The following is a 25497-nucleotide window of genomic DNA, read 5'->3' on the forward strand; positions in this document are numbered from 1 at the left end:
CTCGACACGGCTGTCTACTTCGGCTAGTGTCGCTCCATCTAACTCTACGACGATCTCGAGAATGGTGAGCGTCTTGTCGACTGCTTTTATTCGAGGCCGGTCTGCGTTCGTCATTACAAAAACCTATTCTTGTATCACATAATAAGTTATGGGTAATACTGTCAACCAAACGAAAACAGAATTTGAGAGAGGTGTGCTAACGGTCACCCTCATATTTTATATATTCGAACATGGAAATCGGAACGAAATGAAGAGTGCACTCGAAGACGTGAAGATAGCCGATTTCACACAAATGATGCAGGGTCCCTGGGCAACCCAAAAGCTAGCCGAGATGGGGGCTGACGTCATCAAAATCGAACGCATCGGCGGCGAGTGGGAACGGGCGCTCGAGGCTGGCGGCGAACTGTACGAGGGAACCTCCCCGTTCTTCCTTGCGATGAACCGGAATAAACGGAGCATCACGCTCGATCTGAAGTCCGAAGAGGGCAGAGAGGTCGCACTCGATATCATCCGTGAGTCAGACGTCCTCGTCGAGAACTTCCGCCCCGGCGTGATGGAGAAATTCGGGCTCGGATATGATGACGTATGTGAAGCCAACCCAGAGATCATCTACGTCTCGGGATCCGGCTTTGGGAGCAGTGGCCCGTACGTTGACCGTCCTGGGCAAGACCTCTTGCTCCAAGCGATGACCGGACTCGCAAACCAGACGGGGCGGAGAGACGACCCACCGACACCCGCAGGCTCTGCTGTTGTTGACGAGCATTCTTCGATGCTCATCGCGTTCAGTATTCTGGTCGCACTGTACCACAAACAGCGGACGGGAGAAGGACAACGAGCCGAGGTCAACCTCATGAACTCGGCTATCGATTTCCAGTGTCAAGAAATAACCGCTGCTCTGTCTATGGACATGGAAGTCGACCGCAGCGAAGCAGGAATTTCATCCCCGTTTAACAGTGGACCGTACGGCATCTATGAGACTGCAGATGGTCACGTTGCGATTGCTATGGCACCAGTGGACGTTCTCGCGGACACACTGGGACTCGAAGAATTGCAGCAGTACGACGGTACGGAGTTCGAAGACCGCGATGAGATTAAACGCGTTCTCGAAGCGTACACCAGAGAGTGCGAGACAGAATCACTATTGACTCGACTGTTAGACGCCGATGTCTGGGCGAGCAAAGTGAACGACTTCCACGAGATGGCCGAGGACCCGCAGGTCCAGCACAACGACATGGTCCGGACATTCGAACATCCGGAAGTGGGCGAGTACACGACGACCGGTATTCCAGTGACGTTGTCCGAGACGCCGGGCGAAATCACGAGTCAACCTCCCATGCCCGGCGAACATACTGACGAAGTTCTCGGTGAACTCGATTACTCGGACGAGCAGATTCGAAAACTCCACGAGAACGAAGTTGTCTCGCGAACAGACTAACCGGACGTAGACATCTGGAAATGGAGCCGCGAGTTGACAATACCACGAAACGTCTATTTTCATCTCATACTGTTCCGTAGTCCTTAACCGCGGGAGAAGTGACGGAGAACCGAGTTACCGGTCCGAGAGCAGCGACCAGAGTGTGTACGCTACGTAGTAGTCCGTCCAGACGAGACCGTTGTCGGTAACGTACTCGCCAGGCTTGTTGAAACAGCCGTGACGAACCATCCCACGACGCTCGTCGTCCTCGTCTGTCACGAGGTACGACTCAAGAAGGGAATCGAGGATTTCCGCCCCCGTACCGCGGAGGTTCTCACACTCGGGGACGTCCGGCAGCCGACAGAGACCGTACGCGGCGAGAGCCGCTGCACTGGTGTCTCTGGGTTCCGTCTCGGCATCGAGTTCTATGTCCCACGTCGCGACGAGGTCTTCTGGAGCGTGTTCGGTGTAGTAGTTGGTCGTAGCCACGAGCGCATTTAGATAGCGCTCCGCTCCCGTTTCGGTGTATGCACGGGCGAGACCTGCGATGTTCCACCCCTGGCCACGACCCCAACAGGTTTGGTCACTCGCAGCCAACTCGTTGTACTGTCTCCCGAGTGACCCGTCTGACTCATCGAACATCGCGTGGTGCCAGGTGCTCCCGTCGTCTTTGATGTACCAGTCGAGGTGTCGGTCTGCGTGCGAGATTGCTACGTCGCGAAACACTGGGTCTCCGGTTTCCTCGAAGGCCCGCCAGAGAACTGGTAGTGCCGTATAGACATTATCTACGGCCCCGATGTAGAGCCCAGACGGTTCGTCTTCCGTTTCCGCACCTCGGAAGTTGTCTGGACCGCGAATCTGAAAGTCACCGAGCGGTATCTGTCGTGCCTGTTCGTTGTAGTTTGCAACCATAGCGTCTGCACCCGCAAGTCCGAGACCAAAGAGGTCACGTCGACCAGTTGTATCGTAGCCCCTAAATCCGGCGTACAGAAGATTCATTCCACGGAACATCGTCGTCTCGGGGAGTTCTCCGACCAACGTATCAGTGTACTCGTCCGCCGCTGAATTGAACCGGTCGGCCTGTGCGTCGTTGTCTGTCACGTCGGCCGCGAGCCGTAGAAGCCCAATCCAGTGACCGCCACACCAGTCGCCGTCCGGTGTCGTTTCCCACTCACCTGTCTCCGGGTCGGCGAAGTAAGGAAACTCGGGTTCGACGTCGTTGAGTGTAGTTCCGATACGATGTACGATTGCGTCCAGTCCGTTCGCTAGTCGCTGTTGTGAGGGAAGCGTGCCCATAGTCTGACGATTACGGACGATATGATAAATTTAGCTGTTACCACTTCTCGGACAGATCGGTGAACGAGGGCCGAGGAGCGTTGTCCCCTAGGAGCTCTGAGGGTGTCGAGACATCGAGCGTTAGCCACGTCGAGAGCGTCTCTTTGGAGCCAAGTCTCAGGAGCGTCCCGGACCCACCTTCTCCCTGTGACTCCGGGACGTTCCCTGCCGGCCACCTAGTGTCAGGTTCGAGGCCGAGGTCATACTCACGGCCGAAGAACTTCGACCGGTGAGCGGTCGTTCGACGACCGAGAGTTCGCCGACATAGAATGATTCTCGGTACGGCCAGGGGGAGGATTCATTATCCCGTAGATTGTCCCCGTTTGGTATGGAGTCAACCGGCATCGAGAGAGCAGCACTCAATCGCAGCTTAGACGCCCTGATACAGCAGGTCGTGGACACACATGGTATGACCGGAAACGCATTTCCCAACTTCGTCGAACCCAACTCGGGAGACTGGGTGACGACGCTGGACGGCGACTGGTGTGGCGGACACTGGGTCGGCCTCCTTCGTATGTCTGCGGCCCCTGCGGAGTCGGAAGAGACAATGTACCAGCTCCGGGACACCGTCACCGACAACGGGTTGATCTGGACGAACTACTACGTCTCGAAGACCGTTACGGGGTTGCTCGAAGCATGAACGTTGGATACTCCTTACCGACCCCAAATTCCGGTGCAGACGACCCGTGGGCCGGGTTCGAGTGGCGACTGGACGAGATTTACAACATTGCACAGGTCGCACTGTCGAACGGGGACGCGGGCGAGACCGCCTTACGGCACGTCACGGTTGACGACGACAGCGTCGAGCTCACGTACGGTGAACTCCGAGACGCCGTGAGTACAATGGCAGCGATGCTCGACTCGCAAGGCATCGGCCGCAATGATGTCGTCGGGGTCTGTCTCCCGCAGTCTCCCGAGTTGCTGATAACACAGCTGGCGACGTTCAGCCTCGGCAGTATCGTTGTCCCCCTTTCGATGTTGCTGGGGGACGACTCGCTCGCGTACTCACTGTCCCAGAGCGAAGCTAACCTGCTCGTCGTCGACAATCGACGCCACCAGGACCTCGAGGTAGCGCTCGAAGACGTCGAGGTGACTCCGGTCACGACGAGCGGTTACGATGAGTCCGTGCTCGGCGGACTCGCAGAAATAGTGGACAGCAACAGGCGAGTCGGCGCGGTGGAAACCGCCCCGGACGACCCCGCGTTGATCATGTACACTTCCGGAACAACGGGGAAACCGAAAGGGGTCGTACAGGGCCACCAGTACTTAGCCGGCTCACTCTCTGGCTACCAAGCTTGGTTCGAACGCTTCGGCGACGAACCCGGACGTGGCGTCCGTGCCTGGACGCCGTCCGAATGGGCCTGGGCAGGAGCCCTATTCGACGTGGTCTTTCCGACGCTCGCCCTTGGCGGCACAGTCACCTCTCGCGAGCGCCGGAGCGGGTTCGACGCCGACCGCTCGCTCGCACTTGTCGCGAATCAGGGCGTTACCCACGCGTTTCTTCCGCCGACGGCGCTTTCGCGTATCATGAGCGAGGGGAGTATCGACGAACACGACCTGTCGGCGTTCTCGGTCGTCATGTGTGGCGGCGAGAAGCTCCCGGGATCCGTTTTCAGCTGGGCCGAAGAGCGACTCGAAGTCACAGTCAACGAGGCCTATGGCCAGACCGAGGCGAACGCGCTCATCGGCAATTGTCGAGCTGCCCACACTGCGAAACGGGGTTCGATGGGCAAGGCTTACCCCGGTCACGACGTCTTGGTCGTCGACGAGTCGGGAGAAGAGGTTCCCCACGGAGAGATCGGAGAGGTCGCTGTCAGGTGTCCGGATCCCGTCGTCTTCTTGGGCTACCACAACGACGAGACGGCGACGCGGGAGAAATTTGACGGGAACTTATTCCTCACAGGCGATCTCGCCGTCCAAGACGAAGACGGCTACCTTTGGCACCAAGGCCGCAAAGACGAACTCATTCTCACCTCAGGATATCGGGTTAGCCCGCTGGAAGTCGAGAGCGTCATCGAAGCGGACGAGAACGTGGCCGACGTCGTCGTTGGTGGTGTCCCGGACGAAAAACGTGGTCAGATCGTGAAGGCGTACGTCGTTCCGGCCAACGTTGATTCTGGCGAAGATCAGTGGACGGAATCACTGAAAGAGACCGTCCGCGAGGAACTCGGGGCCCACAAGGTTCCGCGCGAGACACAGGTGATAGACGAGATCCCGCAGACTCGGTCCGGAAAGGCTGATCGGACGTCGCTCTTTGAGGGGTGATTGCTCGCCGAAAGTATTCCCCTACCCGGGTTTGTCCTGCCCGTTATCTTTCCGCGTCGAATGTGACGGATGTTAATCTCGATTTCGTTGGCTGCGCTGGATATCAGGTCGGTGAAATTCGATTCCAATCGCTACTCAATTAGCCGGTTCTCTGAGCCGGTGATACTGATTGCGCCGTGGACGCCATAATCAATGTTTCTGACGGGGGGCGACCGCGTTGACGCCCTGCAAGGACTCTACGAATTTGAACGCGGTTCCGTCCTTGCGGACCTCTGTGAGTTCCGTCAGGACGTCATCCTGACCTGAGATAGTATTTGGTGTCGTCTTTCTATTGGTCGCCTCAAGACCAAATATCGTTAACGTGTTCCTTGGGAGTGAACGCGGGTATCGCTTTCCCGGTCGCACCTTAGAGGTACACACCTATGACGTCAGAACTCGATGACGCACCAGACCCGCTCGCCCGTCTCCTCAGCCAGAACGTTGGCTTTGTCTTTGGTTGCCTGGAACAAGTAGTGATAGTTGCGAACCGTAATACCGAAATTCAAAGACCGAAGCTTGAGGGGTTAATTTCGGACCTCGCGTCTGGTTAACCCCATTTCGACGAGTGATTTGAGGTGGCTGTGGACTGTGCTACTGGCTATGTCGAGTTCGTCCACGATTTCCCTCACGCTGTGAATGTCCTCCTTGCGGAACACGCGAAGGATCGAGACGGGTTTCAGGTCTGACTCGAACTTGTTTGCCCCGGAATCGTCGTTCACTGTTTGGCCCCTCGGTCTCTGGAGTATAACGCGTCAGCGATGCATTAGTGCGGTTTGTTTGGCCGAATTCCACAGATATCTTCATGTCTATGCTGACTCGTGTTGTTCGTCGGGACCTCTGACCAGACGCAAACTGATAAGTATGCCATACAACGATTTCTCAACGATGCCGGAATTTACCCACGTCAAAGTCGAAACGGACGACGACATCGGAACAATCAGAATCGACCGGCCCGACCAACTGAACGCGCTTAATACGAACGTCGTGGACGAATTATACGATGCCTTCGCACACCTGGAGGAAGCGGGGGTCGTAGTCGTGTTACTGCGAACGACCGGCGATAGGGCGTTCGTCGCCGGCGCAGACCTGAAAGAGATCACTGAGTTTTCGAACCGGGAATTCCTCGAGTTCCAGAAGAACAGTCGGGAAACCAACGACTACATCGCGGAGCACCCCGCGCAGGTGATTGCCGTAGTCGACGGACTCGCCTACGGAGGGGGGTTCGAACTCGCGCTGGCGGCTGATATGATAGTCAGCGAAGAGAGCGCGACCTTTGCCGTTCCAGAGGTTAAACTCGGGCTCATCCCGGGCGGCGGCGCTACCCAACGTCTCCCGCGTATCATCGGGACGAACAAGGCAAAAGAGCTGCTCGCGACCGGCGAGACGATTTCCGCTGATGAGGCGAAATCGCTCGGATTAGTCAATCGACTTGCTGAAGACGGCTCCGGCCTGGACGCCGCTCGTGGTCTCGCAGAGACGATCGCAGACAGGCCACCTCTCGCGGTGCAAGAGGTCAAGCGAGTCGTTGACGGCGGCGTCGAATCGTCCCTCGAGACTGGACTCTCCTACGAACAAGAGGTCACATACCAGCTGTTCGACTCCGACGACGTGACGGAAGGCATCCAGGCATTTCTGGAAGACCGTGATCCAGAATTCACCGGTTCTTGATTATTCAGAAACGATCGTCGAATACGTCTGACGATCGGATTTTTCCGGGTGAATTGATTTGTATCTCGTGAGAATTGTCAAGGTCGATAATTATATTAGTAGTGGATTAATCTGTATTGCCGTAGGTATGACTCATAATACCAATCAGGGCAGTGCCAGTAACGATGTTACCGGACGAACGTCAGCTCGCCGCCCGTTCTTGAAGACGGTCGGTGGTGGAATCCTTGCAACGACCCTCGCTGGATGTCTAGGTGACGGTGGAAGCACTGAGCCAGCCAGTGGAGACGGCGGGGAATCGGAAGAAGTGAGTATGACTATCGCCAGTGCTTTCTCCGAGGATCACGTACTGATCGCGGGTGCAGCACAGAAGTTCAAAGAGATCGTCGAAGAGGAGTCGGGTGGGAAGTTCACCGTGCAAATCTCACCCGGGGGCGCGTACGGTGCTGAAGACGAGATCAGTGAGCTGACCGCCGAAGGCGGCATCGAAGCACACAGTGGTGGGACCTTCCCCTTCCTGCAGTACGCCCCGAAGTACTTCTTCTTCGCGAACCCGTTCGTGATGAAGGACTTCGATCACATCCTGCGACTGCACGAGAGCGACCTGATGGAGGAAGGATACAGCAAAATCGTCGAAAACGGTAACCAGCGACCGGTCGGGAATATGGTCTATCGGGGTGCACGGCACCTGTGTACCAAAGAGAAGACCGGAGCGGTGAATACCCCCGAGGACATTGAAGGACTCACGCTACGCGTGGCCGAGATTCCACCGTGGGTGCAGGTTTTCTCCGAGATCGGGTTTGACACGGCCGCCATCACTTGGACAGAGGTGTATAGCGCGCTCCAAACCGGTACGGCCGATTCCGTCGAAGCGCCTCCGGGCGCGCTCAACTCGGCGCAGCTCTACGAAGTGTTCGCGCACCTCAACATTACTTCACACCAGATTACCACCGGGAACATCTACTTCAACGAGGACTTCTACCAGGGGCTCGACAAGACGTATCAGGATCTGGTCCAACAAGCCAGTGCCAAAGCGACGGATCACGCAAGTCAGATGGCCAAGGAGCAAGAGCAGAGCTACATTGATACGTTCAAGAGCGAGTACAATATCGCAGTGAACAAGAGCGCAGACAGAGCGGCCTTCACGAGCGCCGCAGAACCCGCTATCAAGAAGCTATTCGACGAGAAATGGGCCCACACCTGGGAAGACGTACAAAACGTCTAATTCAGTTAAATAAAACACAACATCTATGGACATCGATCAATCAATCAACTTAGAGGTTGAGAACACCCTCGACGCGGCATTTCTTTACTTAGCGACCGGACTGTTCGGACTGACAGTCGTGTTGACGACTGCTCAGGTACTCGTGAGACAAATACCGATACTGTCATTCATCAATATAAACTGGTCAGTTCCCGTCGCCCGGTTTACGTTGATTATCATGACGTTCATCGGCGGCGCGGTTGTCACCCGTAACCAGGAGCACATTTCGATTGATATGATCTTGGACTGGGTTGGTAACTACTATCCCCGGTTTCGGGTCGTGGTAGCGACTATTGCGGACGCAATCGTGATCGGGTTCCTCACTATTGCGTTGTACGGCGCCTACCTGAGTACAGTCAGCAACTGGACGACATCGGTCGGTGCCGTTCAAGGCATCACGTCCGGTCATTTGTACCTCGGAATCGGTGTGGGGCTCGCAGGGATGCTCATTTACGAAGTTCAACATTTCGTCAATATGATCCGTGCACTGCTGGATGGAAGCGCACGTACAGAGCTATTCGAAAAGGACGAGGTGGTCGACGATGTCTGAGCTTCTCATCGTCGGGGGACTGTTCCTCGGGATACTGCTTCTCCTGTATGCGATAGGCGTCCCCGTCGCGGTGGCTATGGGCGTCAGCGTCGTTGTCATGTGGGTGTCTCCTTATGGCAACGGAATCGATTTCACGCTCATCAGTAATCAGCTGTTCTACGGCGTGAACAGTTATCCGCTACTGGCAGTCCCGTTCTACGTGTTGCTCGGGAGGTTGATGAACCGGATCGGCATGACCGAGCGGATCTTCGACTTCGCTGGTTCGATCGTCGGCCACTACCGGGGCGGGATAGCTCAGGTCAACATCGTCGCGAGTATGATCTTCTCCGGAATGTCTGGACTCGCGACGGCCGATGCCGCCGGACTCGGTCGTATCGAGTACGCCGCAATGCGCGAAAACGGATACGACAAGAAGACGGCCCTGGGCGTGACAGGGTCCTCGGCACTCATCGGCCCGCTTATCCCTCCGAGCGTAGCGATAATCATCTACGGTGTGCTGGCCGACGAATCCATCGGAAAGCTGTTCATGGGGGGTTTTCTACCTGGCATCATAATGGGTCTCGCTCTGATGGTGTTCGTCGTCGTCCTCAGCTACCACTACGGGTTCGAACCGGATTCAGAGTTCGAGGCGAGTCGCGTCTGGGAGACTTTCAAGCACTCTATCTTTGCCCTATTGACGCCGGTAATCATCATCGGCGGTCTCTTGAGCGGTCAGTTCACTGCGACCGAAGCCGGTGCCATTGGGGTCGTGTTCATCGTACTCGTCGGTTCGCTCGTGTATCGAAATCTGTCGGCGAACGATATCGTTCAGGAGATGAAAAATAGTATGATAGAGACGTGTGCGCTCACGTTTATCATCGCCGTAGCTTCGCTCTACGGGCTTGTTGCGCTCCAACTCCAGCTTCCACGACTCCTCGTCGACGGGTTCGCTGGCGTCTCATCGGACCCGACGATGCTCCTGTTGTCGTTGACCCTCCTCTTCCTCGTCGTCGGAACGTTCATGGACACGATCGCAGCGATGACTGTGCTGGTACCGATTATAATGCCGCTCATCACGCTGACGAACATCGACCCGATCCATTTCGGCGTCGTTATGTTGTTAGCGCTCCTCCTCGGCCTGTTGACGCCACCGTTTGGAATCATCCTCTTCGTACTCGAGAAGGTTACTGACGCAAGTCTGGAGGAAGTCATGAAGGGCGTCCTGCCCTACTACATTCCGGTAGTCACAGTCCTCTTGCTGTGCATCTTCTTCCCAGACCTAGTGACGTACATCCCGCGCGAGTTGATTGGCTGAGCGGCTCACCAGAGCCGCTGTACAGCGTCGGCTTCGACCGTTAGCACTAGTGGGTGAAGCTGGAAACTGCCGATGATCTATGCCGAAGATTTTCCACTTCACGAGCAAAGCGGTCCAGTTAGTAAAAATATTGTTGGTGAACGAGGCGAAGTCGCCGAGTATGTGGTGATATCGCTGCTCAGTCTGCGGGTTTTCCTGGAGAGAGCAATCAATCTGCTGAGAGAGATGTCACAAATACTCGGAGAGATTGACCTCTAAGCGGCCGATCTCCTTGACTACTCCATGCTAGTCAGGTAGTTTTGACAGAATCAAGACTGCACTCTGATGAATGATTCTGAGCCTAGAGGCGAAGTTGCACGACATCTCAGGTCACGCCACCATCGACGCGACGTTCTTTGACCACGCAAGCACTACTGCCGCCGAACGAATTCCGGGGTCAGACGGTCAAAACAACCGAGTTTGTGTATAAAGAAAGTCAAGCTATTCTGTAGTTCACTGTACGACCGAGAAATGCCACGACACACAGGTCGGCTGGCGAGATGCGGACAAAGGCTACGATAGGATGAATTCACGCAAAAACCTCCGAGAAGAGAGTGTGAAACCGGACTTGAGCACGACAGTTCGTTCACCCGAATCGTCGATGCGGTCGATATTCAGAACGGGATGGGGTTCAGCCTCGATTTAGAGACGTTCTATTTCATCAAATTTAAACAGCATCTGATATACGAGTTCGACTAGCAAAAAGATACAGGAGCTATATCGAACTCCTCTATTTTGGTCCAAACAGCGGATGAAGACGGTGTCACCGACGGGTTGACTGTAGACACAGGTTGAGGGATATCTGGTCTGCTCGGTACGTCGGAAACACGCTCGTTCGGTATTCATCAGACGGTGTAGTGAAGAAGCGAATCGAGGTCTCGGTCAAAAAGGTATCCAGCAAGACTTGCGAGTACGAGGATGATCGCTGTTTCGGTACGCGACGAACAGTTCAGGACGGCTCGAGTTCCGTTTTCGAACCAGACTTGACGAGTAACGGCTATTTGGAACGAGCAGATTCGACTGCCGAAACGAATTTTTCAGCCTGAGACCGGACACCGTCCATCTCATCGTTCTCGATTGCCTCGTGATTGACGAGCGCCGAGCCAGCGCCGACGGCGACCGCACCCGCGTCAAAGTATGAGTCGACGTTGTCGGCAGATACGCCGCCAGTCGCCATGATTGGAACCTCTCCTAGTGGCCCTCGCAAAGCACTCATGTGACTCGGTCCGACGGTCGCTGCCGGGAACATTTTGAGGATATCCGCGCCGGCGTTCATCGCTTTGACAACCTCAGTTGGTGTCATGACGCCCGGGATGGCGACGACATCTTTGTCGTTACAAACATCAATGACCTCTGCGTTGAAATTTGGTGCGACTACGAATGACGCACCGGCATCGATAGCTGTATGAGCAGTTGCTGCATCCATTACAGTTCCCGCGCCAACGACGGCATCCGTTTCACGTAGTTCTTTTTCAACTACAGATATCATTGCTGCAAAGTCCGAGTTGTCAGCTGTAATCTCAAGTGCAGTGACGCCGCCTTCGTAGATCGCCGTCGTGACGTCGACAATTTTTTGTTCTGAGATACCTCGGAGTACTGAGACGATACCGCTATCTATGAGCTGTTGCTGTACGGATTGCTTTCGACCCATAATCAAGTATTCGAGAGTTGTTGTAAAAAGATGTACTGCCGCACACGTAGCATTGTCGTGAATTGCTGCAATAATAAAAGTGTCCACGGACCTCACGACGCGCTTCCCGAGGGGAGGATGTTGCGGTCGAGACCGCTTCAGTGAACGTCGAGGCGGGTTCGCACTCAATGCGGTTCCTGTACGTGCCATCGACAAGCGGAGAGGGGACGGCGGTGTTCGCGACGAACCTCCGAATCGGACCGGAGGAAGCCGAGACGTTCTGTCGGCGGTACAGCCGCCGCTGGCAGATCGAAAACGAGTACAAGTCCATCAAGCACGACTTCCTCGCAAAGACGTCCTCGAAGGACTACCGTGTACGGCTGTTCTACTTCGTGTTCGCAGTGTTGCTCTACAATATCTGGCGACTCACTGACTTCTTGCTGAAAGCTGGCGTCGACGGTGAGATGGAGTACGCGCCCGTGTTGACCGCGGGTGAGTGTGTCGAGATCGTCGTCTCGGCGTTAATTCCGCCCGATTAACCGACTGTGCCCTCGCTGAGTCCTCCTCTCTGGAGTGGCGACGCTGCTCGCCAGCCCCAGAATCAGCGAAAATTCTCACGCTCGCCCAATAGTTACGTCCGAGAGCGTTCGCAATCGACTTTTGATTGGTGAACAGCACCACGAGTCAACGAATATTCGACCCAAAACCAGCCTATCCTCCGAAACTGTGAACTCGATTTGCTCCAGACTTTATATAGCGACATACAATTTATAACAATGTCGTCATCTCAATTCACCATTCTACTAATTGCAGTTGTGTATGGCCCACCCCCGCATAAGCCAAAGTATTAACTAGATTGAAGATTGTCGTAGACTAATGAAAATCTCAGATTCAGAATCACCCCAACACGGAGCGAGCGGGTTACTCCCCAGTGAGAACGCGTGAATCAGCCGTCTGACTCACAGGGTTCGAGCGGCGAAGAGGGAGATTCAGAGAACGAGACGAGAGAGCGGCGCTACAAATGGTCACAAATGAGCCTCGACGAACTCGTCGACGTCTACTGGCAAGACATCGCACCGAAGCGATATCGCGATGGATTCGACGAGGACCGAGACGTCCCGACGTACGAATGGCTCACCGAACACGGATACAGTGGCATCGCGTACGCGCTGCGCGAGCACCACGACCTCACACCCAAGCAATTCTTCGTCGATGTCGTCGGTCTCGAAGACGAGAGTTCTGATGAGTGGGAATGGGACGTCAACCACGAGAATACTGTTAACGCTCTAGAAGTGTACCTCAACTCGATACAAACTCGTGGTGGACGGGCAGAGAGTACTGTCGAGACACACCGGACGCGACTGGCGAAGTGGGTTCGGACCTATCGAGAACTGCACGAGACAGATGCATTGCTCGAACCACTATCTGAATTAGACCAGCAACCACGAGAAATCGAACGCTGTCTCGCTGTCCTCGACGTCTTCGATGAGGAACTCTCGACTGATCGGTCGAAACTCGAATACCTGCACGTGGCGAGAGCGTGGTACGCCTTCGTGAAACGCCGGAAGTACGCAAAGTATAATCCACTCTTGGAGGCTGGCGAAGAGTTCGGTTGGGAGGCCAGTGAACCGGACCCACAGGTGTTGTCAGCGACGCAGGTCCATCGGATCTACAGTGAGGTGGATTCGCCTGAAGCTGAGTTGCTCGTCGTTGCGCTCGCTGGCTGGGGGTTACGACCCTCCGAGGTTGCCGCGTTGCACGTCGACCAAGTGGTCTTGGACGCAGAGGACCAGCACTTGTCGTTCGGTGATGGAGAGCGCAAGAACGGTCCCGGTGAGGTGACACTGTTGTATGGCGTGGACGTCGTCGCTGATCGGATTGATTCGCTTTCCGACCGTGAGAACTGGAACGGGTATCTGTTCCCATCTCGGTCGTCGTCGACGGGCCACGTGTCAGTTAGTACGATACGTCGTCGATTCAAACAGCTTGCTGACACTGTCGACGTGGTTGTCGATGGAGATACACCCACGCCAAAGATGGGGCGACGGTTCTGGTACTCGGCATATCGGGAAGCTGTTGGGGGAAGTTCTTGAGGGACTGGAGGGAGTTGCTGAAGACCAGGGGAGTTCGTCAACGGAGGTCGTGCTTCGGAACTATCTGTCGAGGGAGCAAGAGCGGAAGGCTCGGCGAAGGAGGAGGTCTGAGAAATTAGAAGCAGCATTTGAATCTTGAGCCCACTCCTCCCTTCCTAAGAAAGACCAAATTCGATGTTGATACCGTCAGAAGGTCGTAATCTATGGGTTCGACTGACCGAGAGAGTCTGCTAAACCCACGCTAGTTGAGGCGAAATTATGCACGCTGAGAATAAATTGTATATTGCGATACACATTTCCGGGCGTTCCGTTGGGTCGATAGGCCGGTTTGTTTAAATCATTCTGAGGAGGCTCGAATTCCTGAATTGGGTGTTCCGACGACACGTTTTTGAAACCCACATGAGTCTGATAGTCCGTGTCAATTACACGAGCGAAGTCTATCGATTCTCTCTACGAGGAATGCAAGGATTTCGACCTTGTGCTCGTGCCGGACGCTCCGATGGCAAGCGCCCTGAACCGACGTCTTGACCAACCCCACTTCGGACCCTTCGCGATCACCCCACGTCGCCTGGCGGCCCGACGACGAGAGCAAGCTGAGGATCGACTCGCGTTTCTCGAAATTATCGAGACGACCGACCTCAACTGGAAGGAGACGTCCTATGCGGTCGGGAACATCCTCCAGTGTTGGGAGTACCAGGGGACGGCTGAGGCTGTTCTCGACTACGAACAGTTCGCGACGACGGCAACGCACACCGCTGTCGACTGCATCGCCGATATGGACACGACGTCCACGCGCCTCACCGAGTACAACATCGACGCCGACACGTCGATCGCCGTCGTCGGATTCAAGCAGCTCACCGAACTCGAACGCTCGATCCTTCCTCCAGACTACGAGACGATCGCCCCATTCACTGAGGAGTCGTTCGACTACCCACCCTTCCGAATTCTCGACTCGCCGGCCGCAATCGTCGACGTCGTCCTCGATACAGTTACCCCCGAAAACGCCGGAGACGTGGCTGTCGTTCTCGATGCAGCCAGTCAGTACTCATCGCTCATCGAGTCGGCGCTGGAAGCCGCAGACATTCCATACTACGGTGGGCCGGGGTTCACCGATGATGCCCGTCACCGAGCATTCCTGCAGCTGCTTCGAAGTGCGCACGCTGGTCGAGATACGCGGGTTGGCGACGTTCGACCACTCCTCACCCAGCTCGGGATGCCCATCGATATCGAGCACGACGAGAAGCGTCTCTTCGACCTCAACCGCCCGGAAGTGGACTGGCTCCACGAGTTCCGTGATGAGATTCGCTCCAGCACGTTCGAGGAAGCCATCGGCGCATACGAGGACGTCACAGACACCACCATCGACTCCTTCAGAGACGAACTCTCAACCCTCGGTATCCTTGACGACGTCGTCACCGAACAGGCAGTCGACCGGCTCGAATTCTATCTGCAGTCGTATGAGGTTCCCGTTGAGCGTGAAAACGAAGGTGTCCTGCTGGCCGATGCGAAATCGGCCGCTCACGTCGACCGCGCCGTCGTGTTCTACCTCGGCATCGACGAAGGGTGGACGCATTCGTCGCCTCGTCGCCCGTGGGTCGACCGGGATCAAGAGTTCGAGCGGAACATCCGCCAGTTCCAACTCCTCCTGCAGAACGGTGTCGACCAGTACTACCTCGTGCAGGACACCGCCGGTGGGACGCCAGTCACCCCGTGTCTGTACTTCGAGGAACTGTTCGACGAGGAGTTCGACCGATTCAGTGACCTAGACTCACTACAGCACTCACGAGCATTTCGACCAACGCAGGACGGGTTTGAAAGAGAAGCCCTCGACGTCCTTCCTGAGGAGGTCACCGCACTGAGCCAGTCGAGTCTGAATACCTACGTCAACTCCCCCCGCGATTACTTCTTCAGTCGACTCGTCGACAACCCGGACAAGGAGCACTTCAGAGAAGGGAACCTGTTCCACGACTTCGCAGAGTTCTACGTCTCACATCCGGACGTCATCACGACGGACACGCTCGACGAGGTCTCAGCAGTCATTCTCGACGAGGTTGACCCGTTCCTCCGCGGCGTCGATCGGGAGGTTCGACTCACGAAATACCGCGTCGGGCTCCAGACCATCGTCGAGTTCCTCGATGCAAACCCACCTCAGGGCGATGGCGTGACGACACCGGACAGTGGCTGGGGAGAGAATTTCTTCGCGGAGTATTACGACCGCCCCATCGATGCATCGCACACTGAACGCTGGTTCGAAAACACCGACCTCGGATTGAAGGGGAAAATCGACCTCGTTCACAGCCCAGCCCGACTCCTCGACTACAAGAGTGGTGCAAAGAAGTCGGCATACTCCATCGTCAAGCACTCGGCGCTCGACCCACCGAGCGACAAACCGAACTTCCAGGCATTGCTGTATCTCGCTCACCAGCGCACTGAGCGCCCGGATGAGGAACTCCGATTCACGTTCTTCCACTTCCTCGAAACGCTCGACGATGTGGTGACTGGGGATGGGTCTCTCGACGATTGCCTCACGACGGTCACCTACTACCCGGCCACTTACGAGGAATATATCGCGAGTCCAGCTGTCTTCACCGAGCTGCAGGAAGACGCCGCGAACGACTGCAACAAGACCTTCTCGAAGTCGACGTACGAGGTATACCAAGCGGTGTTAGATGCGTCCGAGTTCCCGGACACAAGCGATAGCGACGAACTCATCGAATCCGAGTTCGGCAGAGCGCTCACTGAGCGACTGATTGCTGATGTTGGCGACTACGAGTACGTGAAAAACGGCTGCAAGCAGGCCCTGAGACACTTGCTCCGTATTCGCAACCAGAACTACTTCACTGGCGACGTGGACGCATTCGAGCAGTTCGTCCGAGATCGCCTTTCGGAGTTGAACGACCGCCGTGCCGGGGACGAGCGCTTCCCGGTTCAGGGACTCGGCGGCGACCCGAACTATCGCTACGTAGATAACCGAGACTGCATCCTGGAGGGTGGTTCGCGATGACCGCGCCGAACGACCAACAGCAAGACCTCATCGACAGCACACAGGGCATCCACGTCGTCGACGCCGGCGCGGGGACCGGGAAGACGTTCACCGTCACCCGTCGATACGCAGAGATTGTCGACCAAGACGACGTCGAGCCGGAGGACGTCCTCCTCGTGACGTTCACCAACAACGCGGCGACGGAGATGAGAGAGCGAATCGTCGCCAACTGTGACTACGGGATGCGTGAACTCTCTGATGCGCCGATCCAGACGTTCCACAGCCTCTGTCACGACATCCTCATGGAACACGGCTTCGAGGCCCCGACGCTCCTCGGCATCGACGACCGAATCACGAGGTCCACACGTGTCCTCGAAGACGAAAACGTCGAGAAGGCGCAGTTCCGCGAGTTCATCCGTCGATTCAGCGATGACCACCCCGAGTACGACGACTTCTTCCGCGCCGTCGAGGAACCAGTCGAACTCCTCGGGTTGATCAATCAGCTCGCAGCAAAGGGTGTCTTCCCGACGGCTGATGGCTGGTATCGGAACGGCGAGCGGCATTTGGATGGCGACTTCGAGGCGTTCCGTGAGATCTTCGACGAACTGAATCAGCCCCGGAACGACGGGAACAAGCAGTCCAAGCTCCGCTCGAAACTCGGGGGCTACGGGAACGACAAATGCTACCTCCCAGACGCGCCCGAGGAAGACGAGATCCGTGGCGGATGGGGGGAGAAGCAAGTTCCCGCTGCCGTCGCACGACTGGCGTTTGACGAACAGCGAGAGGGCCTCAAGAACTTCGTCCACGATGTCTATCACGAGTACCTCGAGTTCGCCCTCAGTCGGAACTACCTCAACTTCAGCTTCCTCCAGCTGTTCGCGTTCGTCCTGCTCTGTGACGACCACCGACTCCGCGACGACGTCGCCTTCGAGTACGTGATGATCGACGAGTTCCAGGACTCCAGCGAGATCCAGTTCAAACTCGCACTCCTGCTCGCGGACACGAACAACGTCTGTGTCGTCGGCGACTGGAAACAGAGCATCTACTCGTTCCAGTACGCCGCCGTCGAGAACATCACCGAGTTCGAATCTCGACTGGACCGATTCGTCGACGAACTCAACGAGGACCACGAGCGAGTGTCGTGGGCGACACACCCGATCATCGATATCGAGCTCGTCGAGAACTACCGGTCGACGCAGGCCATCCTCGACTTCTCCGAGCACAGCCTGGTCACGCCCGCTGCGAGCAAGGACGATGTCGACGAGGCGGCCGTCCGAGACCGTATCGTGTCGCTCTCCTCGAACGCCACCCACGAGAACTCTCGTATCGAGGCGATTCAACACGGAGACGAACACGAGGTCGTTCTGACCAAGATACAGGAGATCGTCGGGAACGACGCGTATCAGGTCGAAGAGGATGACGAACTTCGCCTCCCGGAGTACGGTGATATCGCCGTCCTCACCCGGACTCGTGACTTCGGCCGGGAACTCCTCTCTGTCGCCGAGGAGTACGGGTTGCCGATGGCGTACGAGGGTGGCATCGAGTTGTTCCGGTCTGACCCAGCGAAGCTTCTGCTGGCTTGGCTGCGGATTCTCGAATCAGACGCGGATAGGGGCTGGGCCGTCGTCCTTGAGGAAGCTGGCTACACGCTCGATGAAGTCAAACACATCCTCGATACCGAGGCGTACCCCACCAACATGCAGACGTTCAAGTCGGAGCTTGCGTCGCTGGAGACGGTCGGTGGGGTTGCCCAGCGCGTGTTCTCCCAGTACGACTACGACGGGGCGTATGCCGACGTGCTGCTGACGACGATACAGTCCGTCCACAGCGCGACGACGCTGACACGAGGTGACCTCATCCGATTCATCGAGCGGGGCATCGAGGACGGAAGCACTCACGAGGTCCACGCGAGCGCCGGCACGAACTCGGTGACGGTCCAGACCATCCACGCGGCCAAGGGACTCGAACACCCTATCGTCGTGCTCGCGAACATGAACTCCCATCGCTTCCCACCGTCAGGCGGGAACAGTAACGCGATCACGTTCGACGATCCGATCGGACTCCGCCAACGGAAGGTCTACGCTGACGACCACGGGTATCCGCATATTCACGACAACTGGCGGAGTGACGTCCTCCGGAAGTGCCTGCCGCGTGGGTACGACGAGGAGCGGCGCTTGCTCTACGTCGCGATGACGCGGGCTGAGAGCCACCTCGTGTTCTCCGCGGGTGAGAACCCGAATACGTTCATCGAAGAACTCCCGGTCGACCTCGAGGAACTGGAACCCGACGTTCAGGAAGCCGACATCACCGAGACGACGCAGGCGCACTTGCAAATCGCTGTGCCGACGCCGGACGGCCCGGTCGGACACTCACCGCACACGCTCATGCGCGATGACGTGTTCGAGGACGTCGACGACGGAAGAGGGACCGCGTTCGGAACGCAGACCCACGAGTTCGCCGAGCGGTACGTGTTGGAGGGTGACGTCGAACCCTCGAACGACGACGAGCGTCACATCAAGTCGTTCCTGGACTCGGTCGATGGAGAACTACGAGTCGAGGAGGACGCGTATCTCCCGCTCACTGTCGACGGCGAGCAGGTCACCATCTCAGGAATCATCGACCTCGTCCACATTCGTCGCGATACTGTCGAGATCATCGACTTCAAGACCGACCTCGGACGGCATGCCGAGGATGAGTATCGGAAGCAACTCAGCGTGTACTATCACGTGTTGGATGAGTGGTTCCCTGAGCGAGACTTGACTGCAGGTATCTTTTATACTGCCGAGGGAGACCGCGTGGATATTGATCCGTTGTCGAAAGCGAAGCTTGTCGAGCTAATAGCCGAAGAACAGGACGGAGGTTGTTGACGAACTTGCACTTGTCGGTTATGTAGAGTTCATCTTACCGTTCGCGGCAGGTCCGCTCGGTGTGTTCCTGCTCGTGCAGTTCTTCAGAGGTGTCACGTCCTTATTGCAGGTTGCGGTCATTGACACTGTCGACGGACAGACGACCAAGTCGTCAGCCTCGACAACGGCACTCTCCTAGTGAGCCGTGGTACTCTCTTTTGAACCGTACAGAAGAGTATCATATGCTGTGGCTGCGTGGAAGACAGGTCGTCGTCTGGTTGATCGCCAGTAGTGTCACATTCACGGTCGACTGTCCGGGCGGGAGGGCAACAGCAGTATCAGGTCGATACTCTCGGTCATGTGGACGACAGCGATGAGCGCGTCGCCGTCGATTTCAGAGCCGAGTACCACTTCATTTATATCTCGTGAAAATCACATATATCCTATATCTACGCTGACGCATAATGTTCTCGACTACCTCATCTCTCGGTTGGACTCGGCGAATACTGGTCGTACTCGTCGTCGTGTCGCTTTTCGTCCCACTCGGAAGTCCGGTCGCGGCCGCCCAAAGCGAGGCGAACACCACGTTCGTGGAGTCGGACATCACCGCGGACACGACGTGGACGCCGGAGGACGGCCCCTACCGAATCATCCAGAGCGTCCACATCGACCCTGGGACGACGCTGACGATACGACCCGGGACCGACGTCCAACTCGCCGAGGGAATCACGCTCTCCGTCGACGGTTCGCTCGTCGTCAATGGTACGTCGGCTCAGCCGGTGACGATTTCACGGTCTGCGGGTGCCGCCGCCGAGCGCCGGTGGGCGAGCATCCGCTACAACGGGACGAGCGAGTCTCGACTCGTCGTACGCAACACGACCCTGCAGGGCGGAACGAGCGGCGTCACCGTGGCCCGCGCGGACGGGTCGATTACGATTACCGACTCAACGTTCCGAGACTTTTCGAACGCCGGGCTGTCGGTCGGCGACACCGCGTCGACGCCGCCGATTAGCATCGAGCGGTCGGCGTTCCGCCGTATCGACGGGCACGCGATTCGGGCGACCCCGCTGGCTGGTGCGACCGGTGCGACTTCGGTTACGGCGTCGCCCGTGGAGCGCGGCAACCGGTCGAACCACACGCTGTCGCTCGATGCCGGCGTCGGCGTGACGTTCGACACGATAGAACTCCGGTACACCGATGCCGGGTCGGTCAACGACGTCGACGCGGAGAGCATCGCCCGAATCGGCCTCGATAGCAACCGAAACGGAACGATAGAGCGGTCGTTCGACTCGTTCATCACCGACGTTTCGGGAACGAACGGACGCGTGCGAATCTCGCTGTCGAGGCCGGTCAGTATCCCGAGTGACGGCCGACTCATCGTGGAGTACGGCGACGTCGTCAACCCAGAGACGCGCGGCATCTACCCCGTGGCGGTCGACCTCCGAAAGGAGACAGTCTCACAGCTCTCGGACGGCGTTCGGGGCTCGCTCGCCGTCGGAAACGTCATATCGCCGGTCGACGAGCGCGCCGCGTCCACGACGCGCGTGCGACAGCTCACCGTTCGTGATTCGACGTTCCGCGACATCAACGGGAGCGGAGTCTTCGCCGCCGCCGACAGCATCGGTCGTCTCTGGGCGCTGAACAACGAGATTTCGGCGACTTCGGGGAGTGGGATTGCGGTTCGTGCGGCTCGGAGCGACGTGACGCTGTTGCACAACGAAATCGCCGCGAGCGACGCCGGCATCCAACTCAACGCCCGCGCCGAGACGACGGCGACCGTGGCCGGAAACGAGATTCGGAACGCCCAGACCGGCATCCGACTCCACCAATCGGGGGCTCAACTCCCGCAACCGGGTTCGGTTTCCATCCGCGAGAACACGCTCGTGGACAACGTTGTCCACGGCGTCGACGTCACCGCCCGCAGTCTCGAACTGAGTCTACAACTCACCGACAACGCGATTCGCGGCAACGGTGGCGATGCCGTCCACCTCGACAACTGGCTGACGCGGCGGAGCGAGGTTCGCGGGAACCAACTCGTCGAAAACGGCGGCGATGGCTTCGCGCTTGACGGAACCGTCGTGGCGAACCTCTCGCTGGCGCGCAACGTCGTCCGGGACAACGCGGGCTCCGGCGTGAACATTCGGACGGGAGCGGCGGCACGCGGCGTCGCCGTCCGAAACAACACCGTTCGGGATAACGGCGGTCACGCCGTCTCGCTCCGTTCGGACCTGATTATCCACCGGGCGAACGTCAGCGAGAACCGACTGGCGAACAACGCCGGCGCGGGACTGCTCGTTTCCAGCCCGATAACGCACCGCGGCAGGCTCGCAGTCGTCAACAACACCATCGCCGCGAACGCCTACGGCGTCGTCGTCCGCGGGGTCATCGAGACCGCCGTCCGGGAGAACGACATCGTCTTCAACACGAACGCGTTCGCCGACCCGGTTCCCGTCTCGGGCGTGACGCCGGGAACCGGCGTGTACCTCTCCGAGGGCGCGTCCGGTGCGATTATCAATCAGGCGGAGTCGACAATTCCGCTGGAGGAACTCGTCGCCAATCCCGAGTTGACAGAGCGGCTCACAGTCGCGCGGCTCTGGGACCAGACGGTCGTCGTTCTGCGGACCGACGGCGAAAGCGGAACCCGGAGCGCCGAAGCGAGTGCCCTGACAATTCGTCGCGTGAGCGGCGCGCTCCCGACCGGCATCGGAGTCCAGACGGCCGGTGAGGGAACCCGGAGCCACCACGTCGTCAACAACAGCATCTACGGCCAAGCACGCGGCTTGACGGTGGATATCGAGCCGCTCATCAGCGCGAACACGACCGCTCGAATCGTCGTCGACCCGATCCGGACGGTCGACGCCGAGTCCAACTACTGGGGGACCTCCAGCGGTCCGTACCACTCGTCGATTCTCCCGTCCGGCGAGGGGAACCCTGTCGTCACTGAGCGCGGCTGGGTCGACTTCACGCCGTTCCGAACCGCCGCTCCCGAGGAGTTGTACGCCCGGCCGACCGCCCGACTCGATGCCCCGGCGACAGCGACTGCCGCGGACGAACTCCGACTGTCCGGGGCCGGCTCGACGAGCGACACCTCAGCAGTCAGTCGCTATCACTTCTTCGTCAACGGGACCGAGCGACCGGTGCAATCGGCCCCCGAACTCAGCGTCACGATGGGCGAACAGCCGCTCGATGTCGGTCTGGCGGTCGAAACCCGCCTCGGCATCGACAGCGACACCGTCACGACGTCGGTTGCTGTCGCAACTCCGGGAGCGACTCCGTCGGCGACGGCGACCGCCTCGACGAACACGGTGGGTGCAACGGATACGCCACAGTCACCGACGACGGGCGATTCGAGCGGTGGCGACGGACTCCTCGGCGGTCTGGTCTCGATGTGGGGGCTTCTCGGAAGCGGGCTCTACGCGGGTGCGCTGGGCCTCGGCGGCTACGGGATGGCGCTGACCCTTCGGAATCGGAACCCCCCAGTGAGCGGCCTCCGGATACAGCTTCTGGCGGGCGCGGCCGTCCTCGTCTGGCTCGTCGGCGGCCTCGTCGGCGTCGCCTCGCTCATCGGCGTCGGCCTCGCCGCGGGTGTCGCGTGGGCCGGACTCACTGGGGTCGCATATGTCTTGGCGACGCGAGGGTGAAGGTGACCTCTGGCTCCTGACGGACGCCGTCAGTAGGGTACCATAGGGAGGAATACCTGCAACGCTCGCCCTCGTGACCGAGGACCTACCGTTTCGTTTGGTGTCGTATGCTGTACCCTCGACTGGGGTGTGCGTCTGTGTCGGGTCTGACCCTCGACCGACTCTCGTGAACTCTGAGGTCAGAACAGTCAGAATTAATACTGTTTTACTGTCTGAATAGTGATTTCGAATTCAGGTGCGACTGTCGCTCCGCCGCCGCCGACAGCGTCTTTGACCGCCGGTCCAACGTTGATTCGAAATGGTTCTCGTCGCCGAACGACTCCGCAGATTCAAGACACCGCTCCGGTACGCGATGGGCGCGCTCTACGTCCTCGCCGGCGTGATGCACTTCGTCGTGCCGAACGCGTACGCGCAGGTCGTTCCACCCGTCTTCCCGGCGGCGCTCGCGCTCGTCTACGTCTCGGGCGTCGCCGAAATTCTCCTCGGGGTCGGCGTCGTCTTTCGTCGTACCCAACGTATCGCCGCGTGGGGGCTCATCGCACTGCTGGTCGCGGTTTTCCCCGCGAACGTCTACATGGCGACGAGCGACATCGTGCTCGAAGGCGTCCCGGCGGCGCTTCGAGAGCCCTCCGACGCCGCCCTGTGGCTTCGACTGCCGCTTCAGGGCGTGCTCGTCGCGTGGGCGTGGTGGTACACCCGCCTGGAGTCAGACGGCGGCGTCGACTCGTCCCCGAGTCGGTGACCGTCACCGAGTGAGTCGGTGCCGAGCCCCACGCTGTCCGGCTGTTTTCGGAACCGAACGGAACTGATTCAAGCGCGCCGGTGCGAGCCGTATCCGATGACCGAAGACGACACTCACGACCACGTCGTCCCCGGAAGCGACGAGGCCATCGATTCGGCCGACGTTCGGGGCTACGACTTCGACGGCGCGTTCGACTTCGACGAGTTCCTCGACACGTACGCGACGACCGGCTTTCAGGCGACGCAACTCGCCGAAGCCATCGACATAGCAGAGCAGATGCAAGACGCGGACGCGACCGTCTATCTGACGTTCACCTCGAACATCATCTCGTCGGGCCTGCGCGAGGCCGTCGCCTACCTCGTCCGCGAGGGCTTCGTCGACGTGCTCATCACGACGTCCGGTTCGCTGACCGAGGACGTCATCAAGACCGCCAAGCCGTTCAAGATGGGCTCGTGGGACGCCGACGAGGGTGAACTCCGCGAGCGCGGCATCAACCGTCTCGGCAACATCTACGTCCCCTCCGACCGGTACGTCTGGCTCGAAGAGTATCTCTACGACTTCTTCGAGGACTTCTTCGCGGAGGAGAAGGTGCGGACGCCGACGGCGTTCGCCCGCGAGCTGGGCGAGACGCTCGACGACGAGCACTCGGTGTTGAAGCAGGCGGCCGACAACGACGTGCCGGTCTACTGTCCGGCGCTCACCGACGCCGAGGTGGGTAACTTCCTCTACTACTACCGGCAGGGCTACGACAAGGACGTCGGCATCGAGATTCTCGACGACTACGACTCGCTCATCCAGAACGGCCTCCTCGCAGACGAGACCGGTCTCATCGCCGTCGGCGGGGGCGTCCCCAAGCACCACGCCATCATGACGAACCTCTTCCGCGGCGGCGCGGACTACGTCGTCTACATCTCGACGGGGATGGAGGGCGACGGCTCGCTGTCCGGCGCGCCACCGAACGAAGCCGTGTCGTGGGGGAAAATCAAGGACCACGACACGAACTACACGCAGGTCGAAGCCGAGGCGACGCTGGTCTTCCCGCTTCTCGTCGCCGGCGCGTTCAAGAACTAGCGGAACTCCGTCTCTATTGTCCCCCAAATAGGGCTATGTAACCGTCTCAGCAATCGAAACGGCTACATTAGGCTCATAGCAATTCCCTTTATAGTAGACACTAGAAGTAATTGCTCACTTTAGGAACAGAGAGTTTGTCGAGAGCGGTGTCAATCGCTGTTGTTAGCTCGTCGAGAGAGTCAAAGAATCGGTTGCTAAGTGCCTTTTGCAGCTGTCTCCAGCATTCTTCGACCGGATTCAACTCCGGTGAATACGAGGGTAACGTCACGAAGGTGAGGTCGTCACGGGCCGCTAGGTCCGTGACGGCCGACGCCTGAAAATACGGCGCTCCGTCCAGCACGACGATCAGATCATCTTCGAATTCTTTACATAGTGCTAAAATGAAATGTTTCGCGTGTTCGGCCGTGACGTACTCGGTAAATCGAGAGAAGAAGCGATCACCGTCCTCGGTGATCGCGCCCAACAGACACGTCCAATCGCGTTGGCCAGAGAGTTCGACAGACGGTCGCGTGCCGCGCGGAAACCACGCGGCACGCGGCTCAACTTGTACGGATTTCTTGGTTTGGTCAATACAGACTACGGTGGCGTCCATCTCCCGCCGCTTTTTTTGAGTTCTTCGTAGAACG

At 58.1% G+C, this 25497-nt stretch carries 16 protein-coding genes and 3 pseudogenes; 15 read left to right on the plus strand and 4 right to left on the minus strand.

The window, feature by feature from the left end; all coding sequences use genetic code 11:
* The first annotated feature begins 247 nt into the window (after positions 1 to 247).
* Complete coding sequence (locus AUR65_RS16775; protein ID WP_058568042.1) at positions 248 to 1435, plus strand: CaiB/BaiF CoA transferase family protein; 1188 nt, start codon at positions 248 to 250, stop codon at positions 1433 to 1435.
* A gap of 114 nt (positions 1436 to 1549) precedes the next feature.
* Here AUR65_RS16775 and AUR65_RS16780 read toward each other — a convergent pair whose 3' ends face one another.
* Positions 1550 to 2710, minus strand: coding sequence for a glycoside hydrolase family 88 protein (locus tag AUR65_RS16780; RefSeq protein ID WP_058568043.1), 1161 nt, complete (start codon positions 2708 to 2710; stop codon positions 1550 to 1552).
* A 367-nt stretch (positions 2711 to 3077) separates the two neighbouring features.
* On the opposite strand from AUR65_RS16780, the gene AUR65_RS16785 reads away from it, so the two are divergent.
* Both AUR65_RS16785 and AUR65_RS16790 read left to right on the plus strand, forming a co-directional pair.
* Positions 3078 to 3389 (plus strand): hypothetical protein, encoded by a 312-nt coding sequence (locus AUR65_RS16785; RefSeq protein WP_146047439.1) that lies wholly within the window; start codon positions 3078 to 3080, stop codon positions 3387 to 3389.
* Entirely contained in the window at positions 3386 to 5014 is a 1629-nt protein-coding gene (locus tag AUR65_RS16790; protein ID WP_058568045.1) for an acyl-CoA synthetase, read from the plus strand. Before AUR65_RS16785 ends, AUR65_RS16790 begins: the two co-directional genes overlap by 4 nt.
* A gap of 563 nt (positions 5015 to 5577) precedes the next feature.
* On the opposite strand, the gene AUR65_RS16795 is transcribed toward AUR65_RS16790, so the two are convergent.
* Positions 5578 to 5772 carry a helix-turn-helix domain-containing protein gene (locus AUR65_RS16795; protein WP_058568046.1) on the minus strand — a complete coding sequence of 65 codons (195 nt, stop codon included), beginning with the start codon at positions 5770 to 5772 and terminating at the stop codon, positions 5578 to 5580.
* Between the two features lie 166 nt (positions 5773 to 5938).
* On the opposite strand from AUR65_RS16795, the gene AUR65_RS16800 reads away from it, so the two are divergent.
* The 5 genes and pseudogenes from AUR65_RS16800 to AUR65_RS20370 all read left to right on the plus strand — a co-directional run.
* A complete protein-coding gene (locus AUR65_RS16800) occupies positions 5939 to 6721 on the plus strand; it encodes an enoyl-CoA hydratase/isomerase family protein (protein WP_058568047.1) in 783 nt (260 codons plus the stop codon).
* A 310-nt stretch (positions 6722 to 7031) separates the two neighbouring features.
* Entirely contained in the window at positions 7032 to 7943 is a 912-nt protein-coding gene (locus AUR65_RS16805; RefSeq protein WP_058568048.1) for a TRAP transporter substrate-binding protein, read from the plus strand.
* Between the two features lie 25 nt (positions 7944 to 7968).
* Entirely contained in the window at positions 7969 to 8532 is a 564-nt protein-coding gene (locus AUR65_RS16810; RefSeq protein WP_058568049.1) for a TRAP transporter small permease, read from the plus strand.
* Positions 8525 to 9826 carry a TRAP transporter large permease gene (locus AUR65_RS16815; protein WP_058568050.1) on the plus strand — a complete coding sequence of 434 codons (1302 nt, stop codon included), beginning with the start codon at positions 8525 to 8527 and terminating at the stop codon, positions 9824 to 9826. Before AUR65_RS16810 ends, AUR65_RS16815 begins: the two co-directional genes overlap by 8 nt.
* Positions 9827 to 9905: 79 nt before the next feature.
* Positions 9906 to 10430, plus strand: a pseudogene (locus AUR65_RS20370) (IS5/IS1182 family transposase); the annotation flags it as partial.
* A 432-nt stretch (positions 10431 to 10862) separates the two neighbouring features.
* On the opposite strand, the gene AUR65_RS16820 reads toward AUR65_RS20370, so the two are convergent.
* Positions 10863 to 11516: a bifunctional 4-hydroxy-2-oxoglutarate aldolase/2-dehydro-3-deoxy-phosphogluconate aldolase gene (locus AUR65_RS16820; protein ID WP_058568051.1), complete on the minus strand. Its 654-nt coding sequence runs from the start codon at positions 11514 to 11516 to the stop codon at positions 10863 to 10865.
* Between the two features lie 113 nt (positions 11517 to 11629).
* On the opposite strand from AUR65_RS16820, the pseudogene AUR65_RS16825 reads away from it, so the two are divergent.
* From AUR65_RS16825 to AUR65_RS16855, 7 genes and pseudogenes are all read left to right on the plus strand, one after another.
* Positions 11630 to 12034, plus strand: a pseudogene (locus tag AUR65_RS16825) (transposase); the annotation flags it as partial.
* A 492-nt stretch (positions 12035 to 12526) separates the two neighbouring features.
* A pseudogene (locus AUR65_RS16830) lies at positions 12527 to 13727 on the plus strand (site-specific integrase).
* Positions 13728 to 14003: 276 nt separating this feature from the next.
* Positions 14004 to 16592 (plus strand): PD-(D/E)XK nuclease family protein, encoded by a 2589-nt coding sequence (locus tag AUR65_RS16835; protein ID WP_058568053.1) that lies wholly within the window; start codon positions 14004 to 14006, stop codon positions 16590 to 16592.
* Positions 16589 to 19438 carry a UvrD-helicase domain-containing protein gene (locus AUR65_RS16840; protein ID WP_058568054.1) on the plus strand — a complete coding sequence of 950 codons (2850 nt, stop codon included), beginning with the start codon at positions 16589 to 16591 and terminating at the stop codon, positions 19436 to 19438. The genes AUR65_RS16835 and AUR65_RS16840 overlap by 4 nt, the downstream gene beginning before the upstream one ends.
* Positions 19439 to 19881: 443 nt before the next feature.
* The gene (locus AUR65_RS16845) at positions 19882 to 23058 is read left to right on the plus strand and encodes a right-handed parallel beta-helix repeat-containing protein (RefSeq protein WP_233194407.1); all 3177 of its coding nucleotides are present in this window, start codon (positions 19882 to 19884) and stop codon (positions 23056 to 23058) included.
* A 298-nt stretch (positions 23059 to 23356) separates the two neighbouring features.
* Entirely contained in the window at positions 23357 to 23800 is a 444-nt protein-coding gene (locus AUR65_RS16850; RefSeq protein WP_058568055.1) for a DoxX family protein, read from the plus strand.
* A gap of 96 nt (positions 23801 to 23896) precedes the next feature.
* Positions 23897 to 24871 carry a deoxyhypusine synthase gene (locus AUR65_RS16855; RefSeq protein ID WP_058568056.1) on the plus strand — a complete coding sequence of 325 codons (975 nt, stop codon included), beginning with the start codon at positions 23897 to 23899 and terminating at the stop codon, positions 24869 to 24871.
* A 100-nt stretch (positions 24872 to 24971) separates the two neighbouring features.
* On the opposite strand, the gene AUR65_RS16860 is transcribed toward AUR65_RS16855, so the two are convergent.
* A partial coding sequence (locus AUR65_RS16860) for an IS630 family transposase (protein WP_146047444.1) occupies positions 24972 to 25497 on the minus strand: 526 nt, incomplete at its 5' end.

The organism is Haloferax marisrubri (genome assembly GCF_001469875.2).
Classification (GTDB): domain Archaea; phylum Halobacteriota; class Halobacteria; order Halobacteriales; family Haloferacaceae; genus Haloferax; species Haloferax marisrubri.